Source organism: Cellulosilyticum sp. WCF-2, from assembly GCF_003990395.1.
Lineage (GTDB): Bacteria > Bacillota > Clostridia > Lachnospirales > Cellulosilyticaceae > Cellulosilyticum > Cellulosilyticum lentocellum.
Genome location: NZ_CP034675.1, coordinates 3721869 through 3736812, shown reverse-complemented (window position 1 = coordinate 3736812; position 14944 = coordinate 3721869). Strand labels below are relative to the sequence as shown.

Annotated in this window: 13 protein-coding genes; 12 read left to right on the top strand and 1 reads right to left on the bottom strand. The window is 35.6% G+C overall.

Annotated elements, in window-relative coordinates; translation table 11 throughout:
- Positions 1-6 precede the first annotated feature (6 nt).
- The 12 genes from gpmI (at position 7) to EKH84_RS16870 (ending at position 13768) form a co-directional block, all read left to right on the top strand.
- Positions 7-1542 (top strand): 2,3-bisphosphoglycerate-independent phosphoglycerate mutase, encoded by a 1536-nt coding sequence (gene gpmI, locus EKH84_RS16925; RefSeq protein ID WP_013657812.1) that lies wholly within the window; start codon positions 7-9, stop codon positions 1540-1542.
- Positions 1543-2014: 472 nt separating this feature from the next.
- On the top strand, positions 2015-2785 hold the full coding sequence (locus EKH84_RS16920) for a copper amine oxidase N-terminal domain-containing protein (protein WP_190283374.1): 771 nt from the start codon (positions 2015-2017) through the stop codon (positions 2783-2785).
- A gap of 255 nt (positions 2786-3040) precedes the next feature.
- Positions 3041-3436 carry a hypothetical protein gene (locus EKH84_RS16915; protein ID WP_127067209.1) on the top strand — a complete coding sequence of 132 codons (396 nt, stop codon included), beginning with the start codon at positions 3041-3043 and terminating at the stop codon, positions 3434-3436.
- A gap of 141 nt (positions 3437-3577) precedes the next feature.
- Positions 3578-4894, top strand: coding sequence for a phosphopyruvate hydratase (eno, locus tag EKH84_RS16910; protein ID WP_127067208.1), 1317 nt, complete (start codon positions 3578-3580; stop codon positions 4892-4894).
- Between the two features lie 1553 nt (positions 4895-6447).
- On the top strand, positions 6448-7203 hold the full coding sequence (locus EKH84_RS16905) for a hypothetical protein (protein WP_127067207.1): 756 nt from the start codon (positions 6448-6450) through the stop codon (positions 7201-7203).
- Between the two features lie 87 nt (positions 7204-7290).
- A complete protein-coding gene (gene secG, locus EKH84_RS16900) occupies positions 7291-7698 on the top strand; it encodes a preprotein translocase subunit SecG (RefSeq protein WP_013657807.1) in 408 nt (135 codons plus the stop codon).
- 216 nt (positions 7699-7914) lie between these two features.
- Positions 7915-10116, top strand: a complete 2202-nt coding sequence (rnr, locus tag EKH84_RS16895) for a ribonuclease R (protein ID WP_013657806.1) — start codon at positions 7915-7917, stop codon at positions 10114-10116.
- Between the two features lie 172 nt (positions 10117-10288).
- Positions 10289-10894: a peptidoglycan recognition protein family protein gene (locus EKH84_RS16890; protein WP_127067206.1), complete on the top strand. Its 606-nt coding sequence runs from the start codon at positions 10289-10291 to the stop codon at positions 10892-10894.
- Positions 10895-11206: 312 nt separating this feature from the next.
- The gene (locus EKH84_RS16885) at positions 11207-12538 is read left to right on the top strand and encodes an FAD-dependent oxidoreductase (protein WP_127067205.1); all 1332 of its coding nucleotides are present in this window, start codon (positions 11207-11209) and stop codon (positions 12536-12538) included.
- 106 nt (positions 12539-12644) lie between these two features.
- A complete protein-coding gene (locus EKH84_RS16880) occupies positions 12645-12821 on the top strand; it encodes a (2Fe-2S)-binding protein (RefSeq protein WP_127067204.1) in 177 nt (58 codons plus the stop codon).
- Positions 12822-12895: 74 nt separating this feature from the next.
- The gene (locus tag EKH84_RS16875) at positions 12896-13072 is read left to right on the top strand and encodes a (2Fe-2S)-binding protein (protein ID WP_013657802.1); all 177 of its coding nucleotides are present in this window, start codon (positions 12896-12898) and stop codon (positions 13070-13072) included.
- 480 nt (positions 13073-13552) lie between these two features.
- The gene (locus EKH84_RS16870; protein WP_127067203.1) at positions 13553-13768 is read left to right on the top strand and encodes a (2Fe-2S)-binding protein; all 216 of its coding nucleotides are present in this window, start codon (positions 13553-13555) and stop codon (positions 13766-13768) included.
- 123 nt (positions 13769-13891) lie between these two features.
- Here the strand turns inward: EKH84_RS16870 and EKH84_RS16865 are convergent, their stop codons facing one another.
- Positions 13892-14770, bottom strand: a complete 879-nt coding sequence (locus EKH84_RS16865; RefSeq protein ID WP_127067202.1) for a DMT family transporter — start codon at positions 14768-14770, stop codon at positions 13892-13894.
- Positions 14771-14944 lie beyond the last annotated feature (174 nt).

Genomic DNA, 14944 nt, shown 5'->3' with positions numbered 1-14944 from the left:
AAAAAAATGAGTAAACAAACAACCTTATTACTCATTCTGGATGGATTCGGTATCAATGAAAACATGGAAGCTAATGCAATTGCAGAAGCTAACAAACCAAATATTGATGCCATTATGAAGAAATATCCTACTGTAAAAGGCTATGCTAGTGGTATGGCTGTAGGTCTTCCAGATGGACAAATGGGTAATTCAGAAGTTGGTCACCTGAATATGGGTGCTGGACGTATTGTCTACCAACAACTTACAAGTATTACAAAAGCCATCCAAGATGGGGAATTCTTTAAAAATGAAGCTTTATTAAAAGCAATGAACGTTTGTAAAACAAACGGTAGTGCACTTCACTTATTTGGTTTATTATCAGATGGTGGTGTACACAGCCATATCGAGCACCTTTATGGTCTTCTTGAAATGGCTAAAAAAGAAGGTTTAGAAAAAGTATATGTACACGCTTTCCTAGACGGAAGAGATACACCACCTGCATCAGGTAAAAGTTTCGTTGAAGCATTAGTAGCTAAAATGAAAGAAATTGGTGTAGGACAAATCGCATCTTTATCAGGTCGTTACTATGCAATGGACCGTGATAATAGATGGGACCGTGTAGAAAAGGCATACAATGCAATTGCTTTAGGAAAAGGTGAAGAAGGAACTGACCCTGTACAAGTAATGGCTGATTCTTATGCAAAAGAAGTCAATGACGAATTCGTTATTCCTACAGTCATTACAAAAGATGGCAAAGCAATTGGTGCTATTAAAGCAGAAGATGCAGTAGTATTCTTCAACTTTAGACCAGACCGTGCACGTGAAATGACTCGTGTATTCTGTGACCCAGCATTCAACGGTTTTGAGAGAGAACGTATTGGTAATAGCTTTACAACTTTCACACAATACGATATTACAATGCCAAATACAGAAGTTTGCTTCGTTCCAGAAGAACTTACTAATACTTTTGGTGAGTTCCTTGCTAAAAATGGTAAAACACAACTTCGTATTGCAGAAACAGAAAAATATGCACACGTTACTTTCTTCTTCAATGGCGGTGAAGAAGATCCTAACGAAGGAGAAGATAGAATTCTTGTACCATCTCCAAAAGTTGCAACGTATGACTTACAACCAGAAATGAGTGTACCAGAAGTAACAGAGAAACTTGAAGCTGCTATCCGCAGTGGTAAATATGATGTGATTATCTGTAACTTTGCTAACCCAGATATGGTTGGTCATACAGGTAACCTTGAAGCAGCTAAAAAAGCAATTGAAGCTGTGGATACAGCAGTAGGTAAAGTGATTACTGCTATTGAAGAAACAAATGGATATGCTTTCATTTGTGCAGACCATGGGAATGCAGAACAAATGATTGATCCAGAAACAGGTGGCGCATTTACTGCACACACCACTAACCCAGTACCATTCGTCCTTGTTAATTATAAAGAAGGCGTAACACTTAAAGAAGGCGGTAAACTTGCAGATATCGCTCCAACTTTAATTGAAATGATGGGAATGGAAAAACCAGCAGAAATGACTGGTGAATCTTTATTAGTGAAATAAAGTGTTAACTTAGCGTCAGCAAAGCCATGCTATTACACACACAACTAATCAATTGGCTTTGAAGACAACAAGGTTTGGTGAACTTTAGTACAAAAAGCAGCATAGGCATACGATTACACACACAACTTATATAACCTAGCAATTTTTTGTACCAAGGAAACTTAAGACAACAAAGTTTCCAATCAACCATCCAAAAATGATTCATCAAAGAGGTAAAAGGTAGTGGATTAGCTACCCACTACCTTATCAGCGCTGAACTCTTGATGGATTCATACTTGTCAAGTAGTGGCGAAGACGTTTGACACTTATTTGACACAACTTTTTTATAAAAAAGAAGCCTATACTTCATTGCTGGAGTATAGGCTATTTTTTGTTTAATTTAAACTTTTAGGATTATTTACTTTATTTTTGGAACATTACTGCATGATGTGACGTCCTATATAGTAATAAGCATGTAAAGGAGTAGATTATGATGAAAAGATATTTTAAAGTATTAGGTTTATCTTTATGTATAGGGCTAGCAAATACATGTGTTTTTGCCCAAGAGATTCAATTAGTACCTACTGTAGCACCTGTAGAAAAGAGTGAGGATCTCGTATCTATTCACCAAATCAATATGGATGTAGCAATTACAAGAGCAGAGTTTATTATAGCAATAATTAATACAACAGATACAGAGTTAATTCCCATTATGGATACACATTATGCAATGCCAGCAATGAAAAAAGCAGAGCAGCTAGGCCTTGTAGATTTAAAAGCTTATCCAATAGATACCTGGTCAGAAATAATGCCTAATGAAGAAAAAGTAGAAGTACTGTCAAAGGCAATGCAAAATAGTCATATTGATATGGGAAAAGTATACACGGCTTTAAGTCAAATACTTGTAGAGCATGTAGAGGTTGACGGTAGACTTATAGACTTAAAAGGATTAAAGATAAGTCATAATCAAGGGAAAGTGATGCTACCCATAAGGGCTGTTGCAGAAGCCATGGGGTTTAAAATAACATGGGATGCTGATAGCTATACTTGTACACTTAACAATGGCAGCATTACATCAACAGTACAAGTAGGTTTTGATTCATATCACTATTCAAGTGTAGGAGCTATTGGTATGTCAGCACCTTTTAGTGTAGGAGTAGCACCACGCCTTATTGAAGGCACTCTGTATGTCCCAGTAGATTATTTTTCTATGTTTGCTGATAGTGAAGTAACTAATAGTACAGTAAGTTTTACAAAGAAGTAGTCTTTTTTAGCTATAGAGAAAATTAATCAAAAGAATAATTTGAGATAGGACTAAGTAAAATCTAGTCCTATTTTTGTATGATGATAGAGGTAAAGTATGTATAAAGAGTAAGTAAAAATCAAAAAATTGAAATTAAAAAGTTTATAGAAGAAGCTACTCTTTAGAATGCCAAAATGTTATAATAATAGTTAGTAATTTTGTATAATTTTTAAATAAATATAAATTTTATGGTGGGAAATAGGGTGAAATATAAGTATGAAATATATAGTTGGGGGAATTATTTTAACGCTTTTAAATTGGTTTATTATCACTATGGTTATAGATTGGAGATTGATGACACTTCCTATACCGCATTTTAAAAAAGGAAATTATCCTGAAGCCTTTTTGATAGAGAAGGAAAACCGAATGGATATACAAAATGCCTATAACTGTTCAGCATTTTCGACCGCATTTTTATTAAGGCACTTTGGGATTGAAGCTGAAGGCAATGATATCTATAACAAGATGCCAGGTAAAATGAAATCTGGCTATGTCTACCAGAAAGGCATCAGGCAATATTTCAGTGAGCAAGGAATGAAGGCATATTATTTTCTAATAGATAATAATTATTATTTGACAAAAGTTAATTTTAGTAATAATATTAAAGTATAAATAGTAGTAAAAAATAAATAAAAAGATTAAATAATATTTAATATAAAAACTTGTATTGAGACATCATAAGTGCTAGTGCATAAATTAAATAAGCGTTGGTAAAAATACGAGAGAATAGTTAATTAAAAGGAGGTTTGTTAAATGAAAGGATATATTGAAATTTTAGATGTATTTGCAAGAGAAGTATTAGACTCTAGAGCTAATCCTACCATTGAAGTTGAGGTTATTGTTGAAGGTGATTATATGGGATCTGCCATTGTACCTTCAGGCGCTTCTACTGGAGAAAGAGAAGCCTTAGAACTTCGTGATAATGATAAAGACAGATATATGGGTAAAGGTGTAACAAAAGCAGTTGATCATGTCAATAACATTATTGCAGAAGCTGTTATTGGTATGAACGCTCTAGATCAAGCAGCTATTGATAAAGTAATGATTGATTTAGACGGTACACCTACTAAATCTAAATTAGGTGCTAATGCTATTTTAGGTGTGTCAATGGCCGTAGCAAAAGCAGCTGCTAATGCACTTAGTATGCCACTATATCAATATCTAGGAGGCATTAATGCCAAAGTATTACCTGTACCTATGATGAATATTTTAAATGGTGGTGAACATGCTGATAATACAGTAGACTTACAAGAGTTTATGATTATGCCAGTAGGAGCACCTTCCTTTAAAGAAGCACTTCGTATGTGTGTAGAAACTTATCATACACTTAAAAAAGTACTCAATAGTAAAGGTCTTGCTACAGGTGTTGGTGATGAAGGCGGTTTTGCACCAGACCTTGCAACAGCTGACGATGTTTTAAATCTAATTGTAGAAGCTATTGAAAAAGCAGGTTATAAACCAGGTGAAGAGATGTTCATCGCCATGGATGCAGCTGCTTCTGAACTTTATAACAAAGATGATAAGAAATATTACTTCAAAGGCGAAAGCAAGATGACAGGCAAAGATGTAGTACGTACGTCAGAAGAAATGGTAGACTACTATGAGGCCTTAGTTGATAAATACCCTATTATCTCTATTGAAGATGGTTTAGGAGAAAATGACTGGGAAGGTTGGAAGCTCCTTACTGATAGACTTGGTAAACGTATTCAACTTGTAGGAGATGACCTATTTGTAACAAATACAAGCATTCTTGAAAAAGGCATCGAAGCGGGTGTAGGTAACTCTATTTTAATTAAAGTTAACCAAATTGGTACACTTACAGAAACTTTCAATGCGATTGAAATGGCTAACCGTGCAGGTTATACAGCTGTTGTTTCACACCGTTCAGGTGAATCAGAAGACAACACAGTAGCAGATATAGTAGTAGCTGTTAATGCAGGACAAATCAAAACAGGTGCTCCAGCACGTTCTGACCGTACTGCTAAATACAATCAACTCCTTCGTATTGAAGAAGAACTTGAAGATATCGCAGAATTTAGAGGAAGAAAATCTTTCTTTAACCTTAAATAACTCAATAAGCTATATAGAAAAGAGAGGTCATAAATGTCCTCTCTTTTCTGCTGTAAAAAGGGGTTATTATTTTTTTATTAGGGATTCGATTACTTGGTTACATATATATAAGTGTAAAAACAAAATAAATAACTTCCCACGGCATAATTACCACAGCTTCAACCTGAGGAACTGACCGGGTCAGCCAAGTCTCAATCTATTGTTATAGGTACCTCTGGACTTAAGGAAAATGTTCACTTGTGCGCTGCAAGGAAGGCGCCACTTATAAGTTGTTTTCAATGTTTTTATACCTCGTATTACCCAATAAAGTTTTAAACCAGAGTCTTAAGGTCTTAGCTTCCTAGCATAGGGTGCACCGGCCAAGACTTTTAAGAGCTCCTCACTCATTGGTTTGGCTTTCATTACTAGCCCTAGTAGGCACTAAGCTATAAGCGCATACGTGCTGAGGAGCCATCTCGCGCCTTGATTAAGGTCTATTTAGCTAGTGATGAAAGTAAATTTCAAGAGTCTGGAACCCCAAATAGCTTACCAAGTACAAATAGCACTTGGTAAGCTATTTTTTTTGCTATTCATAACTCCTATAAATTGAAATTTGTCTTGGCGTTTATGAGAAGTACGTCTGAGAGAAAATGAGTGGGTATGGGTGCCTTCCGTTGTTCCGGTTCACATTTTTTGAAGCACTAAGTTCACTTATTTAGATGAACGGCAGAACTCACTTCGTTCAAACAGCTGCCTAAAACCCATCTAAAACGTTCACTAAGTGCTTCTAAAAAATGCTCCCAAGTCACTACTCCAGGCACCCATACCCAATCATTTTCATAAACGTTGTTGACCTCATAAACATTCAAGACAGTGAAGCAGCGTGGAAAGAAGCCGTAACGACAGTTAAAAAATACTCGAAGCTGGGGGTAGGCACCCAAGGCAATAATGTATTAAGCTTCCCATAAGTCTGTTTTGCCAAGAAGTAGCTATGTAAGGACGCTAGGGAGCCTTACAAGCATTATTGACCTTATAAACGTTCAAGCCCCTAAGTGAGAAGTGCTGAAAAGAGATAACAACAAGTTTTATTTCCTTTTAAAAACACTTAATGGAGGTGGCTTTACGCGTTATTGCTGGTAGAACTGAGAGAGGGTGGCTGTCCTAGCGGGGTGACTTCGGAGTATTTTCAGTAGGCACTTAGCGAACGTTTTGGATGGTACTTAGCCCACGTGTTTGAGGGAACCGAGTTTGTGGGCGTTCATCCAAAAAAGTGAGTTTAGTGCCTACTGAAAATGCGGAGCGGAACCATGCAGGATAGTCACCCTCTCTCAGTTCCGCCCAAATAGCCTAGTAAAATCACCGACAAATTTCAATTTGTGTGTGGCTAGTTAGTTCTCGAAAACCAATTTGGTATTTGAGCATTAACGTAGTGAGTGTTAAAATATTTTATAAAAATAATGTAAAGATTATTGATTAACTGAAAACAATAGGTATAATAAACAAGTGGATATTAATTTAATTAAAAATAAAAAGCATGACAATAACCAAACTCATATCAAGTAGGGAGGAAGAAAATGAGCGAATTAAAAAAAGAGGAAAGAGACACCTTTGATGGTGGTTTTGCCGTTGTAGACCGTGAACGCTTAATTGAAGAAGAAACAAGGGTGGTTACCCCTTGGTATAAGCATTTTATTAATAGTATTCTTGCACCTAGCAAAATGATGCAAGAAAATTTATTACATGAACCACCTAAAGGTAATAGTATTGCAGTTGTAGGGTTTATCTTATTTATTATTTTAATCACCTTGATGCAGCATATTAATCCAGAAATAAGGCAAATGGTTTATGATGCTTTACGAAACAAAGATGTGGCTGAAGATATGATTGGTCAGCAGTACATAGTAGACCGAGTTATTAATGCCATCAACTTATTTATTGGTTTGTTTGTAGTAGCTTTCGTACAAGCGCTTGTGCTTCAAATATTAAAAGTAATAGCAAAGGACAGATGTAAATTTGCATCGCTTTATACTGTTATGCTTTTAGGTTTATTTATTAGTTTAGTAGTTCAAACAGCAGATTATTTTGCAGCTAATCTGATAGGTGTTAATTATATGGTCTTTAATCTAGCAAGTTTATTTGATCGAACAACCTTAATGGCCAATAATACACTCATGACGATTTTAAGCTTTTTCTCCTTAGAACGAGTAGTATGCATGATTTATTTAATTATGGGGTATAGTATAGTAACCCATAAAAGTAAGAAAAAAGCGACGATTATAGTGAGTCTATTAGAAGTTATTATTTTGGGATTTGCATTAATATTTTCATAAAAGAGTATGATTGTTGATTTTTCTTTAGATATCTGCTATGATGAGTAAAGATATGTATACCATATGGTTTCAAGGAGGCTTTAAGTCATGGCAATACTGAAAATGATTTTAATCATTGTATTTCTTATTGCAGCGTTTGCAATTACAGTTGTTGTTTTACTTCAAGAAGGTAAGTCTGCAGGACTTGGCTCAATTGGGGGAGCAGCAAATAGCGATTCATACTGGGATAAGAACAAAAAACATACTTTAGAAGGTAAGTTTGAAAGATGGACGAAGATCATGGCAGGTGTATTTGTATTAGCAGCATTTATTCTTATGCTTATGCCTAATAATACAAATGCTTCAAATGCACAAATTGTACAACCTTCTGCGTCAGCATCAGCTGAAGCAACTGATAATGCAGGAGCTTCTACAGCACCTACAACAGAAGCGACAGATAATGCAGATGCAAGTGCATCACCATCAGCTGAACCATCAGCATCACCAGCACAATAAATATCAAACACTTTACATTTTCTGTAGAGTGTTTTTTATTTTGTCAAAAAAGAGATCCCTATTTTGTTAGACTTTAAAATAAAGTTAGTAAATAGGTCAAATAAGTAAATAATCATATGTAAAATATGGTATAATAGAAGTAGGAAAGAAATCATAAAATAGTAGTGTTGCATTGAGATGATGTTAGGGCATCCATAAAGAAAAGAGATGATAATCATGAGAGAAGAAATGAACCGTACAGCAGAGAGGAAGCAAGTCATTTTAGAGATGATGAAAAATCCTAATTATGTACCCATGAAGATTAAAGAAATAATAATGGTGCTCCAAATTCCACCTTCAGACAGACCAGAATTAGAAGAAATTATAGGCGAACTTATTGCAGAAGGTAAAATCATTCGTACCAAACGTGGCAAATTTGCCGTACCACAGACGTATAATCTAGTAGCAGGAACCTTCCAAGGACATCCAAAGGGGTTTGGTTTTCTTATTCTAGATGAAGAAGAAAAGGATATCTTTATTCCAGCTTCAGGTGTTAATGGTGCCATGCATAAAGATAGAGTTATGTGCCGTATCACAAGGCCAGCTACAGCTGAGAAACGTGCAGAAGCAGAAGTGATTGAAATCTTAACACGTGGACCAGAAAGTCTGGTAGGTACTTATGAGGAAAGTCAAAACTTTGGTTTTGTAGTACCAGATGATCAAAAATATACAAGAGATATCTTCATTCCTAAAAAGTTTTCTAAAGGTGCCGTAACAGGCCATAAAGTACTTGTTAAAATTACAGATTGGGCAGAGGAACGTCGTAATCCAGAGGGGCAAGTTATTTCTATTTTAGGACATATCAATGATCCTGGTGTAGATATTTTATCTATTATTTATCAGTATGACTTACCAAGAGAATTCCCAGAGGATGTGATGAAGGAAATTGAAAATATTCCTTCTGAAGTAGCCGATAAGGATAAAAAGGGCCGAACTGATTTAAGAGCTATTCAAATGGTAACCATTGATGGTGAAGATGCCAAAGACTTAGATGATGCTATTTCTATTGAAAAACTAGAAAATGGCAACTATCGTTTAGGCGTACACATTGCAGATGTTACCCATTATGTAAAAGAACATTCACCACTAGATAAAGAAGCTTATGAAAGAGGAACGAGTATTTATCTAGTAGACCGTGTTATTCCAATGATCCCTCATAAGCTGAGTAATGGTATTTGTTCTTTAAATGCCCATGTAGACAGGCTAGCGTTAACTTGTATGATGGTGATTGACAAGAATGGAAACGTCCAAAGCCATGAAATTATGGAGACACTTATTAACATTGACGAACGCATGACTTATACGAATGTGAAAAAGATCCTTCTAGATGAAGATGAAGACGTAAAAGAACGCTATAAAGACCTTATTCCAATGTTTAAGACCATGGAAGAGTTAGCTGATGTTTTACGTAAGAAACGTATGAAACGTGGTGCTATTGATTTTGACTTCCCTGAGACTAAAGTGATTTTAGATAAAGAGGGTGTCCCTCTCGAAATGAAGCCATATGATCGTAATGTAGCCACACGTATTATCGAAGAATTTATGCTTGTATGTAATGAAACCATTGCAGAAGATTATTTCTGGCAAGAAAAACCTTTTGTTTATCGTAGCCATGAAGATCCAGACCCAGAAAAGATTTTAGCCCTTACAGAATTCATCAATAACTTTGGTTATCAGATAAAAGGCAACACGACTAAGATTCATCCAAAGGATATGCAAAAGGTATTAGCAGAGATTGAAGGTAAACCAGAAGAAAGTATTATTAGTCACTTGCTCCTTCGTTCTATGAAGCAGGCACGTTATACAGCAGAATGCAACGGTCACTTTGGTTTAGCAGCTAAGTATTACTGCCACTTTACTTCACCTATTCGTCGTTACCCAGACCTTCAAATTCATCGTATTATTAAATACAACCTTCATAATGAATTAAAAGGTAAGAAAGAAGCAAAATTATTAGAACGTATGCCAGAGGTTTCTAAGCAATGTTCTCTTCGTGAGAGAAGAGCAGATGAAGCAGAACGTGAAACAATCAAACTCAAGAAAGTAGAATACATGGAGCAGTTCATCGGCAAGATGTTCGAAGGTGCTATTACAGGGACTACTTCTTGGGGATGCTACGTGGAACTTCCTAATACAGTAGAAGGTTTAGTTCATGTGACAGAAATGGCAGATGACTACTATATCTTTGATGAAGAAGGACATCGCTGGATTGGTGAACACAGTAAACAAATTTATCGCCTAGGTGATAAAGTGCATGTACAAGTCATTAAAACAGATTTAATGACACGTACCATTGACTTTAGATTTGTAAGTGAAGAAGAGTTTTACAAAGACCAAGGCAGTCTTGTAACAGTTAAAGATGAAGCAGACAATGAATAAAGAGTAAAAAGGCCTAGATGAGGCATATAGCCTCATCTAGGCCTTTTATGACTTCCAAGATTAGTTTGTGGATTTGATAAAAAAGTTGTAGTATAATGACATATCATAAGAGAATGAATACATGAGAAAATAGACAGCAATAGTAAGCTATTGAATTTATAGGGGGATTAAAGTGAAAGTCATTAAAAAAATAGCGATGCTTCTCATTATAGGAAGCTTATTTGTCATGACCATGGGGATTTTATGGCGTCCACATCAAAAGCCTATCGAAGTAGGACAGGTAGAAGCAGCCATAGGGATTCCTTATCAAATAGAAAATATTCCACAGTCTAATAAAAGACCAGGGGTGAAAAGGCGCATTAAATCAATTGTAGTGCATAATACAGCTAATCTTAATAGTACAGCGCAAAATGAAAGGGACTACTTGGTGAACCCTACAAATACTTCAAGTACTTCCTTTCATATGGTAGTGGATGAGAATGAAATTGTAGAAGCAGTACCAGTTACTGAAGTCGCTTTTCATGCAGGTAGCAGTAAAGATAATAAGGAAGGCATCGGTATTGAAATTTGTGAATCTGGTAATTATGAAGCAGCAGAAGAAAATGCCGTACAGATGATTGCTTATTTAATGAAAACCTATGATATTCCACTTAGTCAGGTAAAAACCCACCAAGATTGCAGTGGAAAGGAATGTCCAAGACTTATTTTAAATCATTGGGGACACTTTCTAGAAAGAGTGGAGGAGGCTTATCAAACTTTAATGGAAAATGAAAAGTAAGTAGGATCATAAAAGTATGTTTAGGAATAGACAAACTTAGCTGCGAAGAGGTGGTTTTTAAAAGCTCTATTAAAGGATGAAGTCTTCTTTGGATGATGAATGAGATATTAGCAGGAGTTGATTAACATAAGAAAGAACTAAGTTTACAATAACTTGGTTCTTTTTTTTTGCCAAAATTTAACTCGTTAAGAAATAATCAAAAAAAGTAATTTTTAGTTGATAATAATTATTCTTAGTGGTATATTAATTATAAATCCTCGTATAATAAATAAATGAGGCTAACATTTTGAAAAAAGCATTGGAGGTATCACAATGAAGGTAATTGTTATAGGATGTACACATGCAGGAACCGCAGCTATTGTAAACATTAAAAAAGAACATAAAGATGCAGAAGTAACCGTTTATGAAAGAAACAATAATATTTCCTTTTTATCTTGTGGTATTGCCTTAAATGTAGGTGGTGTTGTACCTTCTACAGAAAGTCTATTTTATAATTCACCAGAAGGCTTAGCGGCTCTTGGTGTGGTTACAAAGATGGAACATGATGTCACACATATTGACTTTGAAAATAAAAAAATAGAAGTAAAAGATCTTAATACAAATGAAGTAACAACAGATCACTATGATAAATTAGTACTTACTATTGGTTCATGGCCAATCATTCCACCGCTTGACGGAATAGACCTTGGTAATATCGAGCTTTGCAAAAACTATAACCATGCACAAGTGATTATAGAAAAAGCAAAATCAGCTAAAAAGGTAGTTGTTATTGGTGCAGGCTACATTGGTGTAGAATTAGCCGAAGCCTTTGAAATGAAAGGAAAAGATGTTACTTTAATCGATGCAGAAACACGCATTATGAGTAAATATCTAGATGAGCCTTTTACAACAGTAGCAGAAAAAGCTTTTGAAGAAAAAGGTGTTAAACTTGCTTTAGACCAAATGGTAGAACGCTTTGAAGGTGAAAATGGTCATGTAACGAAGGTTATTACCGATAAAGATAGTTTTGAAGCAGATTTAGTAGTGCTTTGCATTGGTTTCAAACCTAATACAACCCTTGTAAAAGACGGATTAGATACATTACCTAATGGTGCTATCTTAATCAATGAATATATGGAAACAAGTCGTAAAGATGTATTTGCAGCTGGAGATTGCTGCGTGGTACGTTTTAACCCAGCAGGAGAAGCACGTTATATTCCACTTGCAACTAATGCTGTAAGAATGGGTACTTTAGTAGCTAAAAACTTAGTGAAACCAACGCTTAAATACATGGGTACACAAGGTACTTCAGGTATTAAGATCTATGGCTATGACATTGCTTCTACAGGTATGACAGAAGAAGTAGCTAAAGCAACAACTTCTAAAGAGGTAGCAAGTGTTATGGTAGAAGATGTTTACCGCCCAGGCTTTATGCCAACTAACGAAAAAGTAATGCTTAAATTAGTTTATGATGCAAGCTCAAGAGTGGTTTTAGGTGGTCAAATTTTATCTAAGTATGATTTAACAGAAATGATGAATACCCTTTCTGTAGTCATCCAAAATAAAATGACAGTAGAAGAATTAGCAATGACTGATTTCTTCTTCCAACCTCATTTTAATAAACCTTGGGGCTTATTAAATCAAGCAGCATTAGAAACATTGTAAAAATGATAAATTTACCATATAATGGGTAAATGGGGAAACTTACAAGGTATGTGTGTAAGATTCCTGGATAAAATAATACCGAGATAAGATTTAAAGGAGTGGGACAATGAGCGATATTATTTGTTTATGTAAAAATATTTCTGAGGAAACAATTGTAGAGGCTATCAAAAAAGGAGCTGATACTGTAGATGCTGTTAAAGAAGCTACAGGAGCTACAACAGGTTTTTGCCACGGTGGACGTTGCAAAGCGAAAATCGAAGCCTTAATTGAAACTAACAAATAGTTTTCTAATAAACAAACCAACGCTTAGAGGAAGTTTGAATGACAACTTAAGTGAGCGCTAAAGGAGAACAATCTATGAGCAAACAAGTTTGTTTATGTAAGCATGTTTCAGAGGAAAGTATTCAAAGAGCACTTGATCATGGAACAACAACCTTAGAGGGTGTTAAAGCTGCTACAGGTGCAGGCGCAGGTGCTTGCAAAGGACAACGTTGTAAAGGTCAGATTCATAGGATGTTAAAAGACAAAGAATAGCCAACCGAACACTAAGCATTTGTTTGAAGCAGAGGGTATTGCGAGATGGCAATGCCCTCTTTATTGTCTTAAGGCCGCCTCATTAGTCCGAAAAGCTACCTACTTTCAGCTACTGTCTCGCTTTACTAAGAAGTTCTAAACTCATATGCCTTATGAACGGGCAAAAACTCACTACGGTCAAACACTTGCCCTAAAGGCCATAAGGCATATTTCGTTAAGAACTTCTAAGCTCAGCTCCAAGGTAGCCTTCAGCAGATAGCTTTTCTCCCTAATGAGGCTACTTAACGAAAAAAAGTGAATTGCTAGTTAATGACTAACAGCTTAAAAAACTGCTTAACGACAACGAGAACAATAATAATGAAAAAGCATGACATATGATATGAGAGTGATGAGGCTAAAGAAGCCTTCATAATATAATAGAGAGAAAAATAAATAGGCATCATACTATTACAGATAAATGATATAGAGAGGAGGGCAGAAATGAACGAAGAAGAAATTAAAGATCGACTAACTAAAACTTGTGTTTGTAGACAAGTAACAAGAGCTAAAATTAAAGCAGCTATTATGGATGGTGCAGATACATTGGAGAAGGTCAAAGCTAAGACAGGAGCTATGAGTGGTTCTTGTCATGGTAGAAAGTGTAAAGGTAGCATTGAAGATTTATTAGCTAGATATAAAGAAGAAGGTAGTTTTTAAGCCTAACTTCTAGCTGAGTCAAGCACATAGAAAAACAAGCTAAATAGTGTATTACAAAAAGCACCGTGTAAAAATAGAGCGTTGAATCATTCTATTTTTACACGGTGCTTTTGATTAAGTTAATTAAGCTTGTGGATTTTTTCTGGTTAAATAGCCCATATTATATAAGAACATAAAGACAGCCATACCACAGATGATGACATAACCAAGGCTACTATATAGATCCGGTATTTGGCCAAAGAGGATAAAGCCTAGAATAGCAGCGAAGATAACTTGTGAGTAGTCATATACAGAGATTTCTTTAGCAGGAGCGTAGCAATAAGCTGCTGTAATAGCAAATTGACCACCAGTAGCAGCAAGGCCTGCAAGGAGTAAATACCCAATTTGAAGTAGAGACATTTCATGATACTGAAAAATCAGGAAAGGTAAGGTCACCAAGCAAGAAAAGGTGGAGAAGAAAAAGACAATAAAGGGCCCTTTTTCTCCTCTTTGTCCTAATGCCCTAACGGCTGTATAAGCAGCTCCAGCGCCAATGCCTCCTAATAAACCAATCAAAGAAGGGACTAAGTCTAGATTACTAAAAGACGGTTTAATGATAAATAAACTGCCTACAAAAGCGCCAATGACAGCTAGTGATTGTACCAAATTTACCTTTTCCTTAAGGAAGAGATAACTAAAGATAATCACAAAGAAAGGTGACATCTTATTAAGCATAGAAGCATCAGAAAGCAGAAGATGATCCACCGCATAGAAATTACATAAGATGCCTACGGTACCACAAGTAGCACGTAATAAAAGAAGCGTGAAATTTTCTTTTTTAAAAGAAAAGCCGATTTTGCTTCGCTTTAAAATAAAGGCAGCTGCTAGGAGCGCCACAAAGTTTCTAAAAAAGCTTTTTTGAATAGAAGGTAAATCTCCGGAGAGTCTTACAAAGGTATTCATTAGTGCAAAGCAAAAGGCAGCTAGTAGAATATAAAGTATGCCTTTGTATTTTTTGTTCATAATAAGTTCCTCGAATCTGTCTATAATCTATGATGGTGATTGAATAATGCCACCTCTATATAAGGATAGCCCTTTAAGGAGCGTGTTGCAAGTCCTTGAAGGCTGCAATTAATAAGTAGCCTTGCATTTTTTACAAATTATGTTATAATGTATAAGCACACTAGATGAAGAAAG